At 61.0% G+C, this 20,440-nt stretch carries 16 protein-coding genes; 6 read left to right on the forward strand and 10 right to left on the reverse strand.

Going from position 1 to position 20,440, the window contains the following annotated elements; genetic code table 11:
- Positions 1 to 53 precede the first annotated feature (53 nt).
- The 4 genes from K3758_RS07400 (at position 54) to choV (ending at position 4,658) form a co-directional block, all read left to right on the forward strand.
- Positions 54 to 1,673 carry a caspase family protein gene (locus tag K3758_RS07400; RefSeq protein ID WP_259949393.1) on the forward strand — a complete coding sequence of 540 codons (1,620 nt, stop codon included), beginning with the start codon at positions 54 to 56 and terminating at the stop codon, positions 1,671 to 1,673.
- 128 nt (positions 1,674 to 1,801) lie between these two features.
- Positions 1,802 to 2,722: a choline ABC transporter substrate-binding protein gene (locus tag K3758_RS07405; protein ID WP_259949395.1), complete on the forward strand. Its 921-nt coding sequence runs from the start codon at positions 1,802 to 1,804 to the stop codon at positions 2,720 to 2,722.
- Positions 2,723 to 2,808: 86 nt separating this feature from the next.
- Positions 2,809 to 3,642: a choline ABC transporter permease subunit gene (gene choW, locus K3758_RS07410; RefSeq protein WP_067626912.1), complete on the forward strand. Its 834-nt coding sequence runs from the start codon at positions 2,809 to 2,811 to the stop codon at positions 3,640 to 3,642.
- Positions 3,639 to 4,658, forward strand: a complete 1,020-nt coding sequence (gene choV / locus K3758_RS07415) for a choline ABC transporter ATP-binding protein (protein WP_259949408.1) — start codon at positions 3,639 to 3,641, stop codon at positions 4,656 to 4,658. The genes choW and choV overlap by 4 nt, the downstream gene beginning before the upstream one ends.
- A gap of 74 nt (positions 4,659 to 4,732) precedes the next feature.
- On the opposite strand, the gene cueR is transcribed toward choV, so the two are convergent.
- Positions 4,733 to 5,128 carry a Cu(I)-responsive transcriptional regulator gene (cueR, locus tag K3758_RS07420; protein WP_120350818.1) on the reverse strand — a complete coding sequence of 132 codons (396 nt, stop codon included), beginning with the start codon at positions 5,126 to 5,128 and terminating at the stop codon, positions 4,733 to 4,735.
- A 9-nt stretch (positions 5,129 to 5,137) separates the two neighbouring features.
- Positions 5,138 to 7,645 (reverse strand): heavy metal translocating P-type ATPase, encoded by a 2,508-nt coding sequence (locus K3758_RS07425; RefSeq protein WP_259949415.1) that lies wholly within the window; start codon positions 7,643 to 7,645, stop codon positions 5,138 to 5,140.
- A gap of 329 nt (positions 7,646 to 7,974) precedes the next feature.
- Between K3758_RS07425 and K3758_RS07430 the strand changes: the two genes are divergently transcribed.
- Positions 7,975 to 13,194, forward strand: coding sequence for a DUF11 domain-containing protein (locus K3758_RS07430; protein ID WP_259949417.1), 5,220 nt, complete (start codon positions 7,975 to 7,977; stop codon positions 13,192 to 13,194).
- A 119-nt stretch (positions 13,195 to 13,313) separates the two neighbouring features.
- On the opposite strand, the gene egtB is transcribed toward K3758_RS07430, so the two are convergent.
- A complete protein-coding gene (egtB, locus tag K3758_RS07435) occupies positions 13,314 to 14,576 on the reverse strand; it encodes an ergothioneine biosynthesis protein EgtB (RefSeq protein ID WP_259949418.1) in 1,263 nt (420 codons plus the stop codon).
- Between the two features lie 222 nt (positions 14,577 to 14,798).
- Here egtB and purU point away from each other — a divergent pair, with 222 nt between their 5' ends.
- A complete protein-coding gene (purU, locus tag K3758_RS07440; RefSeq protein WP_259949421.1) occupies positions 14,799 to 15,683 on the forward strand; it encodes a formyltetrahydrofolate deformylase in 885 nt (294 codons plus the stop codon).
- An 801-nt stretch (positions 15,684 to 16,484) separates the two neighbouring features.
- On the opposite strand, the gene K3758_RS07445 is transcribed toward purU, so the two are convergent.
- The 7 genes from K3758_RS07445 to K3758_RS07475 all read right to left on the reverse strand — a co-directional run bounded on the left by K3758_RS07445 (position 16,485) and on the right by K3758_RS07475 (position 20,434).
- Positions 16,485 to 16,922, reverse strand: a complete 438-nt coding sequence (locus tag K3758_RS07445) for a hypothetical protein (RefSeq protein ID WP_259949423.1) — start codon at positions 16,920 to 16,922, stop codon at positions 16,485 to 16,487.
- Positions 16,919 to 18,397, reverse strand: coding sequence for a hypothetical protein (locus tag K3758_RS07450; protein WP_259949428.1), 1,479 nt, complete (start codon positions 18,395 to 18,397; stop codon positions 16,919 to 16,921). The genes K3758_RS07445 and K3758_RS07450 overlap by 4 nt, the downstream gene beginning before the upstream one ends.
- A gap of 100 nt (positions 18,398 to 18,497) precedes the next feature.
- On the reverse strand, positions 18,498 to 18,782 hold the full coding sequence (locus tag K3758_RS07455; RefSeq protein WP_259949429.1) for a hypothetical protein: 285 nt from the start codon (positions 18,780 to 18,782) through the stop codon (positions 18,498 to 18,500).
- Positions 18,783 to 18,795: 13 nt separating this feature from the next.
- Positions 18,796 to 19,035: a hypothetical protein gene (locus K3758_RS07460; RefSeq protein ID WP_259949430.1), complete on the reverse strand. Its 240-nt coding sequence runs from the start codon at positions 19,033 to 19,035 to the stop codon at positions 18,796 to 18,798.
- Positions 18,971 to 19,312, reverse strand: coding sequence for a hypothetical protein (locus tag K3758_RS07465; protein WP_259949433.1), 342 nt, complete (start codon positions 19,310 to 19,312; stop codon positions 18,971 to 18,973). Before K3758_RS07465 ends, K3758_RS07460 begins: the two co-directional genes overlap by 65 nt.
- Positions 19,313 to 19,361: 49 nt before the next feature.
- Positions 19,362 to 20,060, reverse strand: coding sequence for a lysozyme (locus K3758_RS07470; protein ID WP_259949435.1), 699 nt, complete (start codon positions 20,058 to 20,060; stop codon positions 19,362 to 19,364).
- Positions 20,057 to 20,434 (reverse strand): hypothetical protein, encoded by a 378-nt coding sequence (locus K3758_RS07475; protein ID WP_259949437.1) that lies wholly within the window; start codon positions 20,432 to 20,434, stop codon positions 20,057 to 20,059. Before K3758_RS07475 ends, K3758_RS07470 begins: the two co-directional genes overlap by 4 nt.
- Between the last annotated feature and the right edge of the window lie 6 nt (positions 20,435 to 20,440).

Here is a 20,440-nt window from a genome sequence, read left to right on the forward strand (position 1 = left end):
TAGGTTAATGGGCGGCGCCGCCCAACCGAAGCTGACCGAAAGGAGCCCGCCCTATGCGTTTGACCGCGATCCTCTTGATGTTGTTTCTGCCCCTCGTTGCGGCGGCCCAAGACCGTGTGGCGATGGTGATTGGCATCTCTGCCTATGAGGACGCAGCCCCGCTTGACGGGCCGCGCGCCGATGCCGCGCTGCTGACCCAAGCGTTAGAGGGGCAGGGGTTCGATGTGACCACGCTGATCGACACGGATAGCGCCACGCTCAAGCGGGAACTCTCTGATTTTGCCTTTCAGGCCGAAACGGCGGATATCGCCTTGATCTACTACGCGGGCCGCCGCGTCGCCTCGGGCGGGCAGAGCTATCTGATCCCGGTCGATGCGCCCTTGGCCCCGGCCTCGGCGCTGTGGCAACAGGGGGTGGCGCTGCCCGCGCTGCTGCGTGCGGCGGGCAAGGCGCGACAGATACGGCTTGTTTTGCTTGATAACTGCCATGCCGCCCCGCGCCAGTCGACCGCCCCGCTGCCGCCGCCCGAGCCGCGCCTTGGCACGCTGGTCGTCACCTCCGGTGAGGTGGGCGCCTGTGACATGGGTGGCGAAAACGCGGGCCTTTTCGCGGCCACATTGGCCGAGGTTTTGACAGAGCCGGATGTCGAAGTCGGCGCCATGCTGGACGGATTTCGCGCCGCGCTGCGCAGCCGCAGCGGCGGCAGCCTCTCCGCCCGGCGCTTTGGGCGGCTGACCCCGACGCCAGCTTTTATCGCAGAGACGGACAGCGCGGTTGCGACCCCGCAGACATGGGGGGATTTGGACCCCGCGCAAAGCCAGCGCTTGGCCGAATTGGCGCGGCAAGGGGACACCCGATCCCAACTTGGTCTCGCCGCGCTGCAAAGCGACCCTGACGATCCGCGCTATGACCCGGAAACCGCTGTGGCCCAACTGATGCGGGCGGTAGAGACCGGCTCTGCCGAGGCGCGGTATCAGCTTGCACAACTCTACGAAGAAGGGCGCGGCGTCGTTCAGGATGAGGACCGCGCCATGGCCCTCTATCGCGACGCCGCCGAGCGGGGCCATGCCGGCGCGCTGAACGATCTGGGGTTCATCCATCTGCAGGGCGAATTGGGGCAGGAAACCGATTCCGATCTGGCGTTGGACTATTTCCGCCGCGCAGCCGATAGGCGACACCCGGCGGCGATGTTCAACTTTGCCGCGATGATCGACGATGGCAAAGTGCCCGGTCGCGCGGCGGCGGATGCGGCGCTCTATCTCTACCGCGCGCTGCGGGCGGGGGACGGCACGCTGCTGGGGCTAATGCAGGATGAGCCCAAACTCTTCGACAACGAGACCCGCAAAGCCCTGCAACGCAAACTTTCGGATTTCGGATTTTACGACGGCGCGATTGACGGGCTTTACGGCGAGGGAACCCAAGCCGCGATCCGTGCGGCATTTGGGATGAAAGCGGCAGAGGGGCAGGGAGAAGCCCCTGAAACCGTTGAGGAAACGCAAGGGGCCGACACCCTCGAAGCGCCCCCGTCAACGCCCGCCACGCCCGAGGCTGCGCCTGCTCAGACGCCCGCCGCCCATGCCGAAGAGACCCCAAAGATTGACACCGAACCCGAGCCGGGTGCGGACCAAAATGTCACCCCCGTTCTGCGCCCAAAACAGGCCGCGCGGGGGTGAGTTTTGAAACAAGTAGTATTGCTTTGTGCCCTCCAGTAAGTTGGCGAAATTAATCCGGTTGCAATATCGTGGCCGATGGCTTTTGATTGGCGCATCAGTCAATAAAAACTTCTCTGGGGAGAACACCAATGAAAAAACTGCTTATGACATCCGCTCTGGCGACGGTCGCCGCGTCCTCGCTGGCTGCTGCTGAATGCAACGAAGTCACCTTCTCCGACGTGGGCTGGACCGATATCACAGCGACAACCGCCGCCGCCTCTGTTGTGCTGGACGCGCTTGGCTATGATACCGAGACCAAGATCCTCGCCGTGCCGGTGACCTACACCTCCATGGCGTCGGGCGACATCGACGTGTTTCTGGGCAACTGGATGCCCACTATGGAAGGCGACATCGCGAAATACCGCGAAGAAGGCAGCGTCGACACCGTGCGCGCCAACCTTGAAGGTGCGAAATACACGCTGGCTGTGAACAAAGCCGCCGCCGACATGGGCATCAAGACCTTCGCCGACATCGCCGCCAACGCGGATGCGCTGGAAGGTGAAATCTATGGCATCGAGCCCGGCAATGACGGCAACCGTCTGATCCAGTCGATGATCGACGAGGATGCATTTGAGCTGGGCGAGTTCGAGGTCGTTGAATCCTCCGAGCAGGGGATGCTGGCCCAAGTGCAGCGCGCCACCCGCAAAGAAGAGCCCGTTGTTTTCCTCGGTTGGGAACCGCACCCGATGAACGCCAACTTCGATCTGACCTATCTGGAAGGCGGCGATGACTACTTCGGCCCCGATCTGGGCGGTGCGACGGTCTATACCAACACCCGCGCCGGTTTTGTTGAGGAATGCCCGAACCTTGGCAAATTCCTGAACAACCTCGAGTTCACGCTTGAGATGGAGAATGAGATCATGGGCGCGATCCTTGATGACGGCGAAAAGCCGGAAGAGGCGGCCGCCGCTTGGATCAAAGCGAACTCCGACGTGCTCAGCACTTGGCTGGACGGTGTGACCACCGTCGATGGTGGCGACGCGATGGAAGCTGTCGCTTCGCTGAAGTGATCATCGCGATATGATGGAAAAGACCCGCCCCAAAGCGATGGGGCGGGTCATTCTCATGCGCAATTCTCCAATCCTGAAGGACTGACATGGACTGGCTGACAGAAAACAAGATCCCCGTGGCCGATGTGGCCGAAGACGCGCTGGATTGGTTGCAAACGAACGGAGCGTGGTTTTTTGACGGGCTGTCGGACCTGATGGAACGGCTGATCGACGCGATCCTCTGGGTGCTACAAACCCCGCATCCGCTGATCCTCATCGCCGTCTTCGCAGCGATCACATGGGGCATCCAGCGGAACTGGAAAACCGTGGCCTTTGTGGTGCTTGGTTTCCTTTTCATCCTCAACCAAGACTACTGGGAAGAGACGATGGAAAGCCTGACGCTGGTGCTCTCGGCCTGTGTGGTCTGCATGGGCGTGGGCGTGCCGATTGGCATCGCCGTGGCGCATCGTCCCCGGCTTTATGCTTGGGTGGCCCCGGTTTTGGACCTCATGCAAACGTTGCCGACCTTCGTCTATCTGATCCCTGCAATTGTCTTTTTCGGTATCGGCATGGTGCCGGGCCTGATCGCCACGGTGATCTTTGTTCTGCCCGCGCCGATCCGGCTGACGCAATTGGGCATATCTTCGACGCCCAAGGCGCTGCTTGAGGCCGCGCAGGCTTTTGGTGCCAAACCGCGCCAGACCCTGTGGAAGATTGAACTGCCCTATGCGCTGCCGCAGATCATGACGGGTCTGAACCAGACCATCATGCTGTCGCTGTCGATGGTGGTGATCGCCGCACTTGTCGGGGCAGATGGCTTGGGCGTGCCGGTGGTGCGTGCCTTGAACCAAGTGAACACAGGCTTGGGATTTGAATCCGGGTTGGTGATTGTCGTCGTGGCGATCATGCTCGACCGTATCCTGCGGGTGGGACGGAAATGAACAAAGCAGTAGAATTCGACAATGTGTCCATCGTCTTTGGCGACAAGCCCGAGAAGGCTTTGCCGCTGATGGACGAAGGCCAAAGCCGTGCCGAGATCGAAGCGGCGACCGGGCAGGTGCTGGGCGTGCATGATTGCTCTCTCACCGTCGAGAATGGCGAGATCCTTGTGCTGATGGGGCTTTCGGGCTCGGGCAAATCGACGCTTTTGCGCGCGGTGAACGGGCTCAACCCAATGGTGCGCGGCACGGTGCATGTGCATGACGAAAACTGGTCTTGTGACATCCACGCCAGCAATGCCGCAGAGCTGCGCCGCGTGCGCCGTGAATGCGTGTCGATGGTGTTTCAGCAGTTCGGCCTGCTGCCTTGGCGCACGGTGCGCGACAATGTGGCGCTTGGGTTGGAACTGTCGAATGTCCCCAAGGCCGAGCGGCTGGAACGGGCCGAGCGGCAGTTGAAACTGGTGAGCCTCAGCGATTGGGCTGACCGCAAGGTGGGCGAGCTTTCGGGCGGGATGCAGCAGCGTGTGGGCCTTGCCCGCGCATTCGCCACCGAAGCGCCGATCTTGCTGATGGATGAGCCATTCTCGGCGCTCGACCCGTTGATCCGCACGCGGCTGCAGGACGAACTGCTGGACCTGCAGCGCGAATTGAACCGCACGATCATCTTCGTGAGCCACGACCTTGATGAAGCCTTCAAGCTGGGCGGGCGCATCGCCATCATGGAAGGCGGGCGGATTGTGCAGATCGGCACGCCGCGTGAAATCTTCTCGAACCCCGCCTCGGACTATGTGGCGGAGTTTGTGGCCAATATGAACCCGCTGGAGGTTCTGACCGCGCGCGACGTGATGGGCGTGGTTGACGGCGCTCCGACGCAGGGCGAAACCACGGCAGAGACCCCGGTGCGGGCGCTGATGGAGCGGCTGCGCGGGGCGGATGCGGCGATTGCGGTGATGGAAGACGGCACGCAGATCGGGACGGTCACGGCGCATAGCATCGTGGACCGGCTCAAGGCCTAGGCCGAGGCCAGACAAGACGCAAAAGGCGCCGCCCGGCTTGGCTGGGCGGCGCCTTTTGCTATTGAAAGCGGTGGTTATGTGGCCGCTGCGGTGCCCAAGGTCTTTAGGATCGGACAATCGGGCCGATCGTCCCCGGCGCAGTCGCGGACCAGCGTGCTCAGCGTGTCGCGCATTTCTTGCAGGCCGCTGATCTTGGCCTCGATCTGCGCCAGATGCTCTTTGGCGATGGCCCGCACGTCGGCACTGGCACGGTTTTTGTCCTCCCAAAGAGCCAGCAGATTGCGGCAATCCTCAATGCTGAACCCCAGCGTTCTGGCGCGGCCCAAAAAGGCCAGCTTGTGCATCTCGCTTTCGCGAAAGGCGCGATAGCCGTTGGCGTCCCGCAGCGGTTTGACCAATCCGATATCTTCGTAATAGCGGATGGTTTTCGGCGGCAGGCCCGTATGTTGTGAGACTTCTCCGATGTTCATGGTGCGCTCCTATTCTGCGGCCACGGGGACGGTGGCCCGGGGGCCGTGTGAGGGGGTTGCGTTTTCTGCCAAGGGGGCGGCAATCCAGCGCAGGCGCAGGGCATTGCTGAGGACGAAAACGCTCGACAGGGCCATCGCTCCGGCGGCCAGAGCGGGCGACAGAAGCCAGCCGGTCAGCGGATAGAATGCACCCGCGGCGACCGGGATCAGCAGCACGTTGTAGCCAAAGGCCCAAAAGAGGTTCTGTCGGATATTCGCCATGCTGCGCTGGCTCACGTCGATGGCATTGACCACGCCGCGCAGGTCTCCGGACATCAGCACCACATCTGCGGCTTCGATCGCCACATCGGTGCCGGTGCCGATGGCGAGCCCGACATCGGCCTGCGCGAGGGCGGGGGCGTCATTGATGCCGTCGCCCACAAAAGCGATGCGGTTGTCGCCCTCTCTAAGCTTGTTGATGGCGGCCACTTTGTCGTCTGGCAGCACTTCGGCGATAACGCGATCGATGCCCAGTTGCGCCGCGATGGCCTCTGCCGTGCCGCGGTTGTCGCCGGTGATCATCGCCACGTCGAGATTGAGGTCATGCAGCCGCGCGATCGCTTCTGGCGTGCCGGGTTTGATCGGATCGGCCACGGCGATCACCGCCGCCAGCTGGCCATCAACCGCGGCGTAGAGCGGGGTTTTCCCGGCCTTCGCCAATTCCGCCGCGATCCGCCCGGTGTCGCCCAAATCGATCCCGTCGCGGGTCATAAGGCGGTCCGCTCCCAAGGTGACCCGGCGGCCCATGACCGTCGCGCTGACGCCAAACCCGGTGTGGGATTGGAAATCGCTGACCTCGCTCGGTACCGGGCCCGCAGCTTCTGCCCGCCGCAGGATGGCTTGGGCAATGGGATGTTCCGAGCGCGCCTCGACCGCGCCGATCAGGGGCAGCAACTCAGCCTCGGGGAGGTCGTTTATCATCACCAGATCGGTCAGTTCGGGCGTGCCCTTGGTCAGCGTGCCGGTCTTGTCTAAAGCGACAGTCTTAACGCTTTGCAGGCTTTGCAAGGCATCGCCCTGCCGGAACAACACGCCCAGTTGCGCCGCGCGCCCGGTGCCGACCATGATCGAGGTCGGCGTGGCCAGACCCATTGCGCAGGGGCAGGCGATGATCAGCACGGCCACTGCCGCCACCAAGGCGTGGCTGAGCGATGGGCCAAAGGCAAGCCAGACCCCAAAGGTCACCAGCGCCACGGCGATCACAGCGGGGACGAACCACAGGGTGATGCGGTTCACCAAGTCCTGAATGGGCAGCTTTGCGCCTTGGGCCTCTTCGACCATGCGGATGATCTGCGCCAATACCGTGTCACCGCCCACTTTGGTGGCGCGGTAGGTTAGGCTGCCGGTGCCGTTGACCGTGCCGCCGACAACCTCTGTCCCCTTGGCTTTTTCCACCGGCACAGGCTCGCCGGTGATCATGCTTTCGTCGACATAGGATTGCCCGTCGACGACGATGCCATCGGTGGCGATCTTCTCGCCCGGGCGGAGGTAGATGATGTCGCCCGCGACGATCTTGTCCAACGGCAACTCAACGACTGTGCTATCCCGCTCGACCCTTGCGCTGCTGGCGCGCAGGCCCATCAGCTTGGCAATCGCGGCCCCGGTTTGCCCCTTCGCGCGGGCCTCTAGATAGCGGCCCAGCAAGATCAGCGTCACGATCACGGCGGCTGCTTCGAAATAGACCACGCGGCTGCCCTCGGGCAGGGCCCCCGCCGCAAAGAGCGCGGTGACAGAAAAGAGCCATGCCGCCCCCGATCCAAGCGCCACGAGAGAGTTCATATCCGGCGCGCCTTTCGCCAGCGCGCGGAGCCCTTTGCTGTAGAAATGCCGCCCCGGCCACGCCAGCACGAGGGTGGTGAGGATGAACTGGATGAACCAGCTTGTCTCCCTTCCGATGGTGGCCGCGATCCAATGGTGGAATGCAGGGATCAGGTGGCCGCCCATCTCCAGCACGAAGACCGGGAGGGTGAGCGCCGCCGCCAACAGGGTCATCCGTTTGAGATGAGAGGCTTCCGCCTCTTTGCGCGCTGTCGCATCAGGGCTGCCTACCGCGGGCGTATCGACGGTCGCGGGATAGCCGGCCTGCGCCGCCGCATCGCGTAGGGCGGACAAAAGATCGGCATCTTCCAAGCTCTCGACCGTTGCCTCTTCGCTGGCAAGGTTCACCGAGGCCGAGATCACCCCCGGCACCGCTAGCAGCGCCCGTTCCACACGGCCGACGCAAGAGGCGCAGCTCATGTTGGATAGGCGCAATCTGTGGGTGGTCTTGCGCGCCGGGTAGCCCGCCTGCGTCAAAGCGGCGTCGAGCATGGCCGCGTCAAAACCCGGTTCTGCCGCCAACCGCACGTTCTCTGCCGCGAGGTTCACCCGCGCCTTGCGCAGACCCTCCAGCGCGTTCAGTGCTTTTTCCACACGTCCTACGCAGGACGCGCAATTCATGTTTTGCACGCCAAAAGTGAGTGTATCTGCCTTGCCCATTTCACGCCCTCTATCCGTCATATGCTGAATATGGGGCTTCCAGTCGCTGGAGGGTCAAGGGGGCATTTTGAAAAAATGAGCAGGGGGCCGAGGGAAAGGCGAATCACGGTTAACAGCAGGCCGAAGCAGGGCACGGGCTGGGCCGTTTTGGAGAGCAGCAAAGGCGTAGCGGTATATGCGAAGGTAGTATCAGCGCCTAGTCTTCCGCCACCTGTCTAACCGGAAGCATATCTTAATACCTTTCTGCGTAAGTCCTTCCAACCCGCTTCGTCGCTAAGCTGTTTTAAAGGTTCATTGCTAGGCTGCTTTAAAAGATTGTGAGCAAAGATATGCATTTTTATTTTCATTTTCTCGGCTTGTTCGTGGCGCAGGGTTTGCGCTTTCTCTCCGCTTGGGCCGGGCGGGGGACAGGGCTGCGGTTGATCTCGAAGGCGCTCTGGTCCCTGCTTCCGTTCGCTTTGCTGACCAAGGTCGCCGTGGCCCAGCAGTTGATCCTAAACCCCGTCGCCGCCCCCACCGTAGTTGGGGCGGGCATTGGTGAGCGGGCGTTGTGGCGCAACGCGGGCACGGTTGGCGGGGTGACGGTCGATATTGTCGGTGAGATGTTCTTCACGGGTCGGGACCATGTTTTCGCCACTGGCAATGGGCAGATCCAGATCACCTCAACCGGACAAGACCCTCATTTCATGGATTTCTTCCTCTATGAGGCAGGCACCCATAACATCTCGACCAACACGGGCGGCGTGCCGGTGGTGGCGGATGTCTTCTTTCAGATCAATGACATCGACGGGCCGCTGAACGAGCAGGTCTATGTGAATATTTGCGACGGGACGGTTGAATATGTCCGCATTGACCGCAGTGCGACCACCTATCGCGGCTATATCGAAGGGCCAGATGCGAACCTCGGGACAGAGGTGTTCTATCTCGCCGGGGACCGCAATTATAGCAACCAGCCGGTATCGGGTTTGGAAATCTTCTACCCGCAGACCTCGACCTTTCGCTTTGGCCGGACCGCCAACAACGGCTTCCTCGTCCGGCTTGCCAATCCAACCTATGACGAAGCGCAGACCTATGACCTGAAATGTGGTGACTTCAAAGCGCCGGTTTTGCAGGACGACCTGAAAGAGCAGGTGCTGAGCGAGCCTGTGGTGGTCAACATCCTGTTCAATGACAGCGTCGCGACCGAAAACAACAATGCGCCCGCCAATAATTCCGGGCAGCCCAGCGAATATTCCAAACAGGCCATCGATCTGATCCCGCCCGCCGGGGCGCAGAATATCGTGACCGATTCCGAAGGCCATCGGGTGGGTTTCGATGTCTTGGGAGAGGGCACCTGGAGCTATGACGATCTGACCGGAGAGTTGACCTTTACCCCCTTCGTGGCCTTTTTTGCCGCGCCGACGCCGATCGGCTACCGCTATCAATCGCCCATCATCCTGCCCAATGAGCCGCGGGCCTATTCGGCACCGGCGCAGGTCTCGATCGATGTGGGCTCTGTCGGTCTGCTGAAACTTGCGCAATTGGTCGATACCAACCTGAACGGCTATGCCGACCCGGGAGAGACGATCGCCTATGTCTTTACGGCCGAGAATTTTGGCAATGTCGATCTGGCCAATGTGCAGCTTGCTGAAACGCAGTTCAGCGGCAAAGGCGTGCCGCCCGTGATCACCTTTCAGGCCGCGACATCGCTGTCGCCCGAAGGCACGCTCTTGGTTGGCGAAAAGGCCGTCTACACGGCGACCTACACATTGGTGCCCGAAGATTTGGACACCACGATCAGCAACCAAGCGGAGGTCACTGCCGAGACGCCGGGCGGGACGGTTGTCTCGGACCTGTCGGATTCCGAAAATCCCGGCGACGGGGATGGTGTCGCGTCCAACGGGCCGGGCGAGGGGCGCGATGACCCCACGACGATCTACGCAGGCTCCGGCCCCGACCGGGGCGATGCGCCCGTCACCTATGGCGATCCGCAGCACGCCGATACTGCGCAATACTGGATCGGCGCGCTCAACGGTGATGGCGACGGGTCGGCACAGCATTCCGTCGATGGCACGGGCGATGACCTCGACGGCAAGGATGACGAGGACGAAGAAAGCTTTCCCCAGCTTTACGGCGATCTGACCCGCACCGTAACCGTGGTGGTGAACGAGCCGACGGCCGGCACCGGATATTTGCAGGCCTTTGTCGATTTCGGCGGCGATGGCCTCTTTCTTGGCGATCAGGTCGCGACCGATATCCAAGACGGCGGGGCGCAGGATCTCGATGGGGTGGTGAATGGTGAAATTTCATTCCCCGTCAGCGTGCCGGTCACCGCGGTGCTGACCCCGACTTTCGTCCGGCTGCGCTGGTCCTCGACGCCAGGGCTGGACGCGATCACCCCCGCCCCCGATGGGGAAGTCGAAGACTATGGCATCACCATCAGAACACCGCCCGACGCCGACCGCGGCGATGCCCCTGCCAGCTATGGCGATCCGCAGCATATCATCGAAGGCCCCGGCGCGCCGGAGGTCTATCTGGGCAGCACACCGCCCGATATCGATCTTTTGGCGCAAAACTCCATCGGGGCCACGGGCGATGATACCGATGGATCGGATGACGAAGATGGGGTGACATTGCCACAGTTCTATCGCGGCGGGTTGGCCGAGATCACAGTGACGGTCAGCGATCTGGCCGGAGCGCCGGGGTCGTCTTATCTCCAAGCCTTCATCGATTTTGATGGCGACGGCACCTTTAACCAAGCCGGAGAGCAGGTCGCGCTGAACCTGCAAGACGGCGGCCTGCTGGATAAGGATGGTCTGACCAATGGGACAATCCTTTTCGAGGTGGCGGTGCCCGCAGGGGCGACCACATTGCCCACCTACGCCCGCTTTCGCTGGTCGACGGACAGCACCGGCCTTGCCACTGCTTTCGAAGGGGAGGTTGAAGACTACACGCTGACCATCTCCAGCGATCCGCCGCCGCTGGTCTGCGATGCCTCGCTCTATGCCATCGTCGACAGCCCTTCTACGCTGGTGCGTATGACGTTCCGCGATAGCGGCGGCAGCTACGCCACGACGGTTGAGGCTTCTGGCAGCACCGGGCAGAACCGCGATGGCGCTTGGGGCTACAACGCGCTGGATGGCTATATCTATGGCGTGGATCAGAACACCCGCAGGCTCTACCGGATTGATGGGGCTGGCGACATCACGGATTTCGGCAACATCCCCGGAGCGGACGATGCGCTGAACGCCGGGGATATTCTGCCCAATGGGCGGCTGATCTACGAAGTTGACCCAAACACTTGGCAGATCGTTGATCTGACCAACCCTGCTGCACCGATTGTATTGGGTGACATCGCACTTACCATCGGCGTCAATCCGGAAGACCTCGCCTTTAATCCTGTCGACGGCATCATGTATGGGATCGACAGGAACTCGGGCTTTTTGTTCCGCGCGGCGGTCAACAATGGCACACCGGGCAGCGTGACACCGCAGGCGATTGGCCCTGCCGTCTATGCGGGCGTGTTCGATGCGCTGTGGTTTGACCGCGAGGGCAGGCTCTACGGCTATTCCAACACCACCAACAACCTTTTCGTGATTTCGACTGCGACGGGTGTGCCGCAGCTGGTTTCCGGCATTCCCTTTGATGAAGGCGGGCGCAGCGATGGCATCTCCTGCCGGGGGCCTGCACCGATCCCGCTGGGGGGCATCTCTGGCAATATCTACGAGGATGCGGACGGGTCGGATGGGAAGGACAACGGGGAGACCAATTTCGGGGCGGGCGTGGGCATCTCGGTCTTTGCCGACAATGGCACCCCGGCCAATACCGCCGATGATACCTTTCTCATCACGACGGACACATTAGCCGATGGCACCTATGCGGTGGGCGACCTGATGGTGAACACGACCTACCGCGTCGCGCTGGATGAGGCGGACCCTGATCTGCCCTCGGGGCTGACCATCGGCACCTCCAACCCGCTGATTGGCGTCCCGGTTTCCGGCAATAGCGTGACCAGTGACCAAGACTTCGGGTTCGATCCGGCGGGGAGTGACCTTGAACTCAGCAAAATCGCCGCCACGACCGGGACAACGACGCCGATCACAAATGTCTCAGAAGGGGACACGATCGATTGGATCATCACGATCACCAATGTCAGCGGCGGCTCGCCCTCGGGCGTCAAAGTGATTGACCAGATTCCAAGCGGCTTTGCCTATGTCTCGGACGATGCGCCCGCGACCGGGGATACCTATGACCCCGATACCGGATTGTGGTTCGTGGATGAACTGCTCAGCGGGGCGAGCGAGACCCTGACCATCACCACCACGGTGCTGGGTAGCGGTGATTTCACCAACCAGGCCGAGATCATCTATAGCTCGCTGCCCGATCCCGACAGCGATCCCAATACGGGGCCGTTGACTGATGACCTGTTCGACCAGCTGCCCGATGACGACGAAGCGTCCTATTCCGTGAACCTTGTGACAGGTGAGCGGATCCTGACGGGCCGCGTCTTCATCGATAATGGAGCGGGCGGCGGCACCGCGCACGACGCGCTGCGCAATGGCAGCGAAGAAGGGGCGTCTTCGGCGGTGTTGGAGATCCTCGACAGTGGCGGCGCGGTGCTGGCCACCCCCGGTCTGGCGACGGATGGCACGTGGAGCTATGGGCTCTCCGGCGCCTATAGCGGTCCGATCACGATCCGTGCGATCCCGGCCAATAACTACCGCGCGATTTCCGAAGCCGCGGCAGGTCTGCCCGACCTGGTGAACGCCAACCCCCATGACGGTGAATTTACCTTCACCCCTGAGGCTTTCGGCAATCGCATGGGACTGGATATCGGCCTGTTGCAACTGCCCAGCCTGACCAACGATCAAACCACGACGGTCGCTCAGGGGCAGGTCGCGACCCTGCCGCATATCTATACCGCAACCTCCGAAGGGCAGGTGACCTTCTCCTACGCCGGTGCCACCTCGACCCCAACCGGCGCGTTCAGCGCGGCACTGTTCCAAGACATCGGCTGTGACGACAGTGTCGACGGGCCGATCACCGGTCCCATCGCGGTCACGACGGGGCAAATCGTCTGTATCGTCTCGCGGGTTTCTGCCGGGTCCGGCGCTGGGCAGGGCAGTACCTATGCCTATCAAGTGCTGGCGGCCACGGCCTTTGCACGCACCACGGTGACCAGTTCGGTCAGCAACACCGACGAAGTCTCGGTCGGGGGGCAATCGACCCAGATCGAGCTGCGCAAAACGGTGGAGAATGAGACTCAAGGCACCGGTGAAGGGACCATCAACCTCGGCGGTGTGAATGATATCCTGCTTTACCGAATATACCTGCGCAACAATGCCACCACGCAGGCATCGAACGTCAAGATTTACGACATGACCCCACCCTATACGGAGCTGTCGGAACCCATCGTCGATCCGCAACAGGTGTCACCCAACCTCAGTTGTGATTTGGTGCGGCCAGCAAGCAATCTGGCTGGCTATGCCGGGGCGATCGAATGGAACTGCACCGGGCAAATGTTGCCGGGTGAGACCGGGGCGGTGCAGTTCAGGGTTGGCATTCAATAGGCCGCGGACCCAGCGGTAAGGCTCATGCCGGGGCGCCAAAATGCCCCGGCGTTTCGGCCGTTCCTCGCTCGGCCTTTTCCGCCCGGTTTTTCCCGCCGGGGCCTTACCCCGCTCGGGCCTTAATCCGCGTCGCGCGCCAACCGCAGACCCATCATCTGCCAACGTTGATGCGGATAGAAAAACGTCCGGTAGCTCGGGCGCAACTGTTGCTTTGGCGTGGCGCAAGATCCGCCGCGCAGCACGCGCTGGTTGACCATGAACTTGCCATTGTATTCCCCCAAAGCACCCTCAGGCGGGCGGAAACCGGGGTAGGGTGCAAAATCAGAGGCGGTCCACTCCCAGACATCACCCCAAATGCCCTTGCCGGGCAGGGGGCGTAGGGCACCGATCGCATCGGCATCGCCCATCAGGTTGCCGTTGATCGGCACATCCCGAAAGGCAACTTCATGCTCGGCTTCGGTGGGCAAACGGCCCCCGGCCCAACGGGCAAAGGCTTCGGCTTCATAATAGCTAACGTGGACCACCGGCGCTTCAAGCGCGACAGGCTGCGGCCCGCGCAGGGAAAAGGTCCACCATGTGCCATCCTGCTGCCACCAGTAGAGCGGATGCGCCCATGCTTCGCGCTGCGCCACGGCATGGCCTTCCATCAGCCACAGCCGCGCGTCGCTGTACCCGCCGTCCTCCATGAAGGCGATCCATTCGCGGTTGGTCACCGGACGGTCGGCAATCTCAAAGGGGTCGAGCCAGACCCTGTGGCGCGGCCCTTCGCAATCATAGGCAAAGCCGCCCCCATCATGGCCAATCTCAACAAGACCGCCCCTGTGGCGGCTGAAGCTAAGCGGCATTTCGTCGGAGACCGCCAGCGGCTCGGGGTCTTTGTAGGTGGGCAGCAAAGGGTTAAAACTCAGCCCGTGGAGCAGGTCGGTGATCAACAGCTCCTGATGCTGCATCTCATGGTGGCAGCCCAGTTCAACCAGTTGCGCGATCTCATCGGCATCGTCGCGGCCGGCGTTCATTAAGTCGTTCAGGCTGTTCTCCACATGATCGCGATAGGCCCGCACCGCAGCGCCATCAGGGCGCGAGACCAATCCGCGTTTGTCACGCGCGTGACGCGGTCCAGCCTGCACATAATAGGAGTTGAACAGCACCGCGAAACGGTCATCGGGCGAACGATAGTCAGCGACCCGGGGTTTGATGATGAACTCCTCAAAGAACCACGTCGTATGGGCCAGATGCCATTTCACCGGAGAGGCATCCTCCATGCTTTGCAACATCATGTCTTCGGGGCAAAGCGGCGCTGCCAAAGCCTGCGTCCGGCTGCGGGTGGTGGTGAAAAGGCTCAGGGCCTCATCAGGGGACATCGGCTGGGGCTTGGCGTTCATTTCGGGCGCTCCTTTGGTGGTCCGCAGACAGGGGCCACTATGGGCAAATTTAAGGCCGCCGCGTAGATTTCAAGCGATAACAGATGCTCACCATTTGGTATGGGCCGCTTTGGCGCTGCCGTGAGCCCGCTATTGCTTGCCTTCCCGGACGGAGCCTGCAATCCGTTGCGTAAGCAAAACAGGCCCCCTGCCGCCACGTACAACCGCCCAAAGGACCACCCCATGACCCAGTTCTGCCTAACCGTGACTTGCCCCTCGAAACGGGGGATCGTCGCCGCCATCGCCAATTACATCGCCGAAACCGGGTGCAATATCACCGACAGCGCGCAGTTCGACGACACGGAGAACGGCCAGTTCTTCATGCGCATCAGCGCAGAGGCGGAAACCGGGGCCACGCTCGAAAGCCTGCGCAATGGGTTTGATGCGGTCGCAGAACCCTTTGGCATGACCTATGATTTCCACGACCAAGACACCACGATGAAGGTTGTGGTCATGGTCTCTCGTTTCGGCCATTGCCTGAATGATCTGCTCTACCGGGTGCGGATCGGGGCCCTCCCGATTGAGATCGTCGCCGTGATTTCGAACCACATGGACTACCAAAAGGTGGTGGCGAACCATGACATTCCGTTTCATTGCATCAAGGTTACCAAAGACAACAAGCCGCAGGCAGAGGCGCGGATCATGGAGGTGGTAGAGGATACCGGCGCGGAATTGGTCGTGCTGGCGCGCTACATGCAGATCCTCTCGGATGCCATGTGTCAGAAAATGTCGGGCCGGATCATCAACATCCACCACTCCTTCCTGCCGTCTTTCAAGGGGGCGAACCCCTATAAGCAGGCCTATGAGCGGGGCGTGAAATTGATCGGTGCCACGTCGCATTACGTCACCGCCGATTTGGACGAAGGGCCGATTATCGAACAGGACACCGTGCGGGTCACCCATGCGCAAAGCGCCTCTGACTATGTGTCGCTGGGCCGTGACGTTGAGGCGAGCGTCCTCGCGCGGGCGATCCACGCCCATGCCCATCAACGGGTCTTTCTGAACGGGAATAAAACCGTGGTCTTTCCGGCATCGCCGGGCAGCTACAGTTCCAAGCTGATGGGGTAAGCGCCACGGCCCCGCGTTCGCCGGAACTGGTGTGATCGCGGGGCCTTTGGGGCGGGCAATGCGCACAGGCATCCGTAAACCGCGAGCGGCAGGTATCGGATCAGCGTGAGGATAAGTATTTCATCTGGCGGGAAAAGTGGTGCCCCCACACGGACTCGAACCGCGGACCTACTGATTACAAATTGCCATGCTATTGTTTAAATTCAACGGGTTAGGCAAATTTAGGGGTTTCGTAGGTTCCTTTGATATCAATAACTTAGAGAAACGTCCGAATGCGGGCGAGTGGCTTTGCCCCGGCTTTTCGGCAGGGCAAAGCAGTGGCTTCAGGCGCTGGCTTTTCTGCCCGATCGTGCAATTTCGTCAGCAGTGCGGGTGGCGTTCTGACGGTGCATGGAGCAGGGCTGTCTATATCGCGCAATGTTGACGCCAATGCCAAGTTGGGTGAACGTATGGTGGTCCAATGCATGGAGAGTAAGGGCTACTTAGTGCGTAGACAGTAAGCGTGCGCTACTTTTCACTCGACGGGGGCTTCGGTTTGGAACGAATTTTCATTTGGGTATACATCATAGGCGATGTTGCCACTTTCATTTATCTAACATTTTTCAATGACTACAACTATACCGCGTGGAACTGGGTTATCGTAATTCCCATAAATTTTTTCCTCGCTCAAATTTGGCCGATTTACTGGGGTATTTTGCATTGGGTCTAGAGCAGCGCGCCAGAACCTAAATCTCAAAAACCTCTATAAAAACAAAGCGGCCCCAGAATCATTCCGGGGCCGCTTTGCATCGCAATGCGGGTTTAAGCGCTCTCCTGCTCGACCCGACTTACGCCCGCCATTTCCAGCACCGCCATGGGCTTATCGTGGAACAGCGCAAGGATCGTGGCAGGGCTGGCAACAGGATCAGGCTCGACCTCATCCTCGGCCAAGCCCAAGCGCAAACCCCAGATACTCACCAGCGCCTGAGCGCGGGCCGCTCCGGCCATGTTGACCTGATAGCCGACACCATCCTCGTCGCTGTTTTCCCCGTCCCACACGGGACGATCCAGCGTTGCTTGGGCTGCGTCGATGAATGCTGGGGCCACCTCCAATGAAGCCACGGCATAGCGGTTGCCCGCCGCGTCTTGCCACTGCGGCTCTCCATAGGTCAGCGCATCAGCAGCGCCATAGCCCAGCACCATAGCCAGTTGGTTTGCATCCTCGCGGTGCGCCTCCGGGCAGATGATTGTCACCCTCATAGCGTCACCCCGGATTTGCGGTTAAGCCAACGGCGCAACGCGGCCTGCTTCGACGCAGGCGGCACCTTGTTGACTTGCGCTGCCCCGTAAAAGCGGCCTTCAAAGCGATTGCCGCCGCTGATCTTGAAGGGGTCTGTGTCAAGTTCTGTCGGCACCGCGCCCGGAGCGCTTTGGCTAACTCCATCCGCTTCCGCAAAAATCTGTCCGCTACCAAAGCCCCCGCCCATCACAATGTCTCGCCCCGGCAATTCAGACGAAAGTGTCAAGATCAACGGCGTGTCCTCTATATCCAGCACAAGTGAGGTCGGGTTTGACTGCCTAGCGTAAATCAAAGGATGCCTGCGGCCCGCCCCTGTAGAGGCCCCCCGGTTGGATAACATGTTGGGAAAAGTGTTGTTGTAGCTGTCCAGCCTGAAACCAATGGCGCTGAAAAGTTCGGTCGAGAAAGGCAACGGCCTAGAGGCCGCGAGTTCATCATCCACCCCATCGAAGTACAGGTAATGGAGCGTTTCAACGCCGCGCTCTGTCACATCGTATTGGTTGCCGACGCGCTGGTAAGGCGTGGCCTCGGACCCTTCTTCAAGCTGCGGCCCCCAGATAAGAACTTCGCCAAGGGTGCCAACCCGAAAATCCACAAGATAGAAGTTTGCTCCGCCTGTATCTGCCGTGTTAACTGGCAGTTCAAACCGTTGCCATTCTTCCGTCAGAGAGGTTTCCGAGCGCGGCGTTCCGTTAAAATCCAGCAGGCCCACGGTCCCGGTCCCGCTTACCGTACGCGCGTAGATGCTTTTTATCTGCCCATCTGACGCAACCGCATCCCGATATAGATAGTCAGAACCGCCGCCACCGCTGATAGCCCTCACGGCTGTCTTGCTGCCGTCCGGCGCGGTGATATCAGAGGGGTCAAAGGATGCGGAAGTTCCAGCAGAGGGCCAACGGGCTAAAGTCAGTTCCTTGCTGTAGGCCAGCAAATTCCGTCGCCCGCCCTTAGGCACCACGCCGTAGATGGGCCGCTTGCTGGCCGTGGGTTGCGTCAGGTGGTTGCCGGGAACCTTGCGAACCTCGCCTACCTCAATAGTCGCCACCACACCCGGCGGCGCTTGAATGTTGAAGTTTCCAGCCGCCGCGACGAGGTGTGCTTTTTTCTCTCCCGTGCCTGTGAGGTCGATAGAGTTGAGTTGGCTGGCAATGCGGATCGCCCCCGTGGTGCTCTCAACGGTGAAGGTGACTTCATAGGTCGCACCGACCTCCAAGATGCCCTCATAGTACAGGCTCTGGTAGGAGGTCTGCGATCCGTCGATGCTGTATCGACCCCCACCAAGGCTTACCCAAGGCGCGAAAACTGTCGTGGGACCAGCGGCTGCTACGTTGGCCCCCTTCACCAGCCCTCGGCTCTTGTCCAGCATCAGCCCCACGGTCTGACCCGGTGCGGCAACAGGGACCGTCCCGGCGCTGTCTTGGAACATCGTGGACATGTCGCTGGGGTCAGGCCAGAGGCCATCCGTGCCCGACCGGAACAGCATCGCCGGAGAGAATGCCTCGCGGGGGAAAGGCGTCCCGCGCTTGCTGTGCCAGTTAAGCATGGGACACCGTGATCTTGCTCCCCGTGTAGATGCTGTAGACAAACACACGGGTTGCGCCGGTCACGCCGGGGAATAGATCGGCCAGCGCAGCATTTACCTCGCCTTGGCGCGGCTCATAAAACAGCGCCCCATCAAAACCCGCTGGGATTGTCCCATCTGTGGCGATGACCCAGACGTTCTGAGAGCCGACTTGAAAAGTGATGCTGGACACATCGCTATCGGTGATTTCCGTCCATACCGAAGGCGGTATCGTCAGGGTGGTATTTCGTGCGGCCATTTGAGCGGTTCCTTTATTGTGGGTTCAAAACGCTACCGATTGCCTTGATCTTGGCATTGGCGGTTTGCGCGCTGTTGAGGTGTTCAGTGGCGAGGATGGCGAGGTCGCGGTAGGTTTCAGCCCGTCGATCAGAGATCGGAACAGGGCGCAGGAGATCGGCCGGCACCTCGGGTTTCACCGGGACGTATTCAATCTTCGGCTGGCACATCCCTGCGGCCAAGAAGATCGGCAAGATCAGGATCAAGCGGCGCATCGGCGCACTCCCCTAGTTGAAGGTTTCGAATCGCCTCGATCGTGGCCGAGGCTTTGGCGTTCAGGTCGCGCTCACGCTGGGCATGGGCGGCGGCTACGGCGGCTGATTGTCGGGCTAGGTCGATCTGCCCTGCCATGACGTTGGCGTTGCGCTCAAGGCGCGCGTTGTCATCCTCTAGGCGGTCCATGTCGGACGATTGCCACCAGAGCGCCCCGGCCAGCCCGAGGCAGGCCACCAGCGCGGCGATGAGGGCCATGGTGCCGATCTTGTCGATCATCTGGACGCCCAATATTTCACGTCGAGTGTATCAGTCAGCGCTAGCGGGCTCATGCCAGCCCCTGCATGCAGAGCCGGTACTCATCAGAGCGCCGGCGAACCAGACCGCGCACCACGCGGCCGCCTGCCTTGTTCCACCACGTTAGCGCCGTGCAGCCGCCAGCGATGCTGCCCGCATTCAAGCGTCGCGTGGCCGTGCTCTTGCCAGCGCCACGGATCCCCACGTTCCAAGCGAGCGAAACATAAGCGGCGTCACGCTCCGGCGTCAGGCGTGTGTTGATCGTCCGGGGGGTGAAATACTGATAAAGCCCCTCGCGATACTCTAACAGCCCCGCTTCAAGCATCGCCTGACATTCTGCATCGTTGTAGCTATCTCCTGCTTTCACGCCGCGCGTCTCGCCATAGCAGACAGTCCAGACCGGCGGGCTTGCAATCCGATCGAGGTAGGCTTGGTTCTCTTTGCCCTCCCATTTGGCCACAAGAGGAAAGGCCACTAGCAGGAAGGCGGCGGCGGTGACGGCCGATGCACAGCGGGTTGTGCTATCGCCCACCCCTTGGTCCTTCACGCGGCCGATCAGGCCATAAATGATCAGGCCAACACCGAGCAGCCACCAGAGGCGCGGGTTCGTGTCGCGCTCGGTCACATAGTAGATCAGCTCCGGCGCGAACAAACACAGGATGCCGAGGTAATTGGCCCACATGCTATGCGATCGCTTTGCGATCTGTTTCCAATTCGGGATCAGTTTCACGGGGATATCCTTTCGTTTAGAATGCGCCGCAAGAGCGTGGTGCTTTCGCGCTGATCGGCTTTGATTTCTTGGAGTGATTGGTAGAGCGTCTCGAATTGGACACGGGTCTGGGCCATCGTGTTTTCAAGCGACCGAATGCGGACTTCGAGTGACAACCGAGCTGACGCAGCTTCCACGCTGACGTCTGAAATTTGGTCCATCTTAGTTGTGACGCTGGCCAGCTGCATCCCCACCCACAGTCCAGCGCCGACCATGCCGCAAGCCATGGTCCACGCCAGCCCCTTGTTGAGGGTTATGCCGCGATCCGAATTTTCTATTCGCTGGGTCAATTGCTCTTCCTCACGGTGTACAAAATCGGGTGGTGAATGGGCCATATTGCT

Origin of the sequence: Sulfitobacter sp. W002 (assembly GCF_025142135.1) — a bacterium.
Taxonomy (GTDB): Bacteria; Pseudomonadota; Alphaproteobacteria; order Rhodobacterales; family Rhodobacteraceae; genus Sulfitobacter; species Sulfitobacter profundi.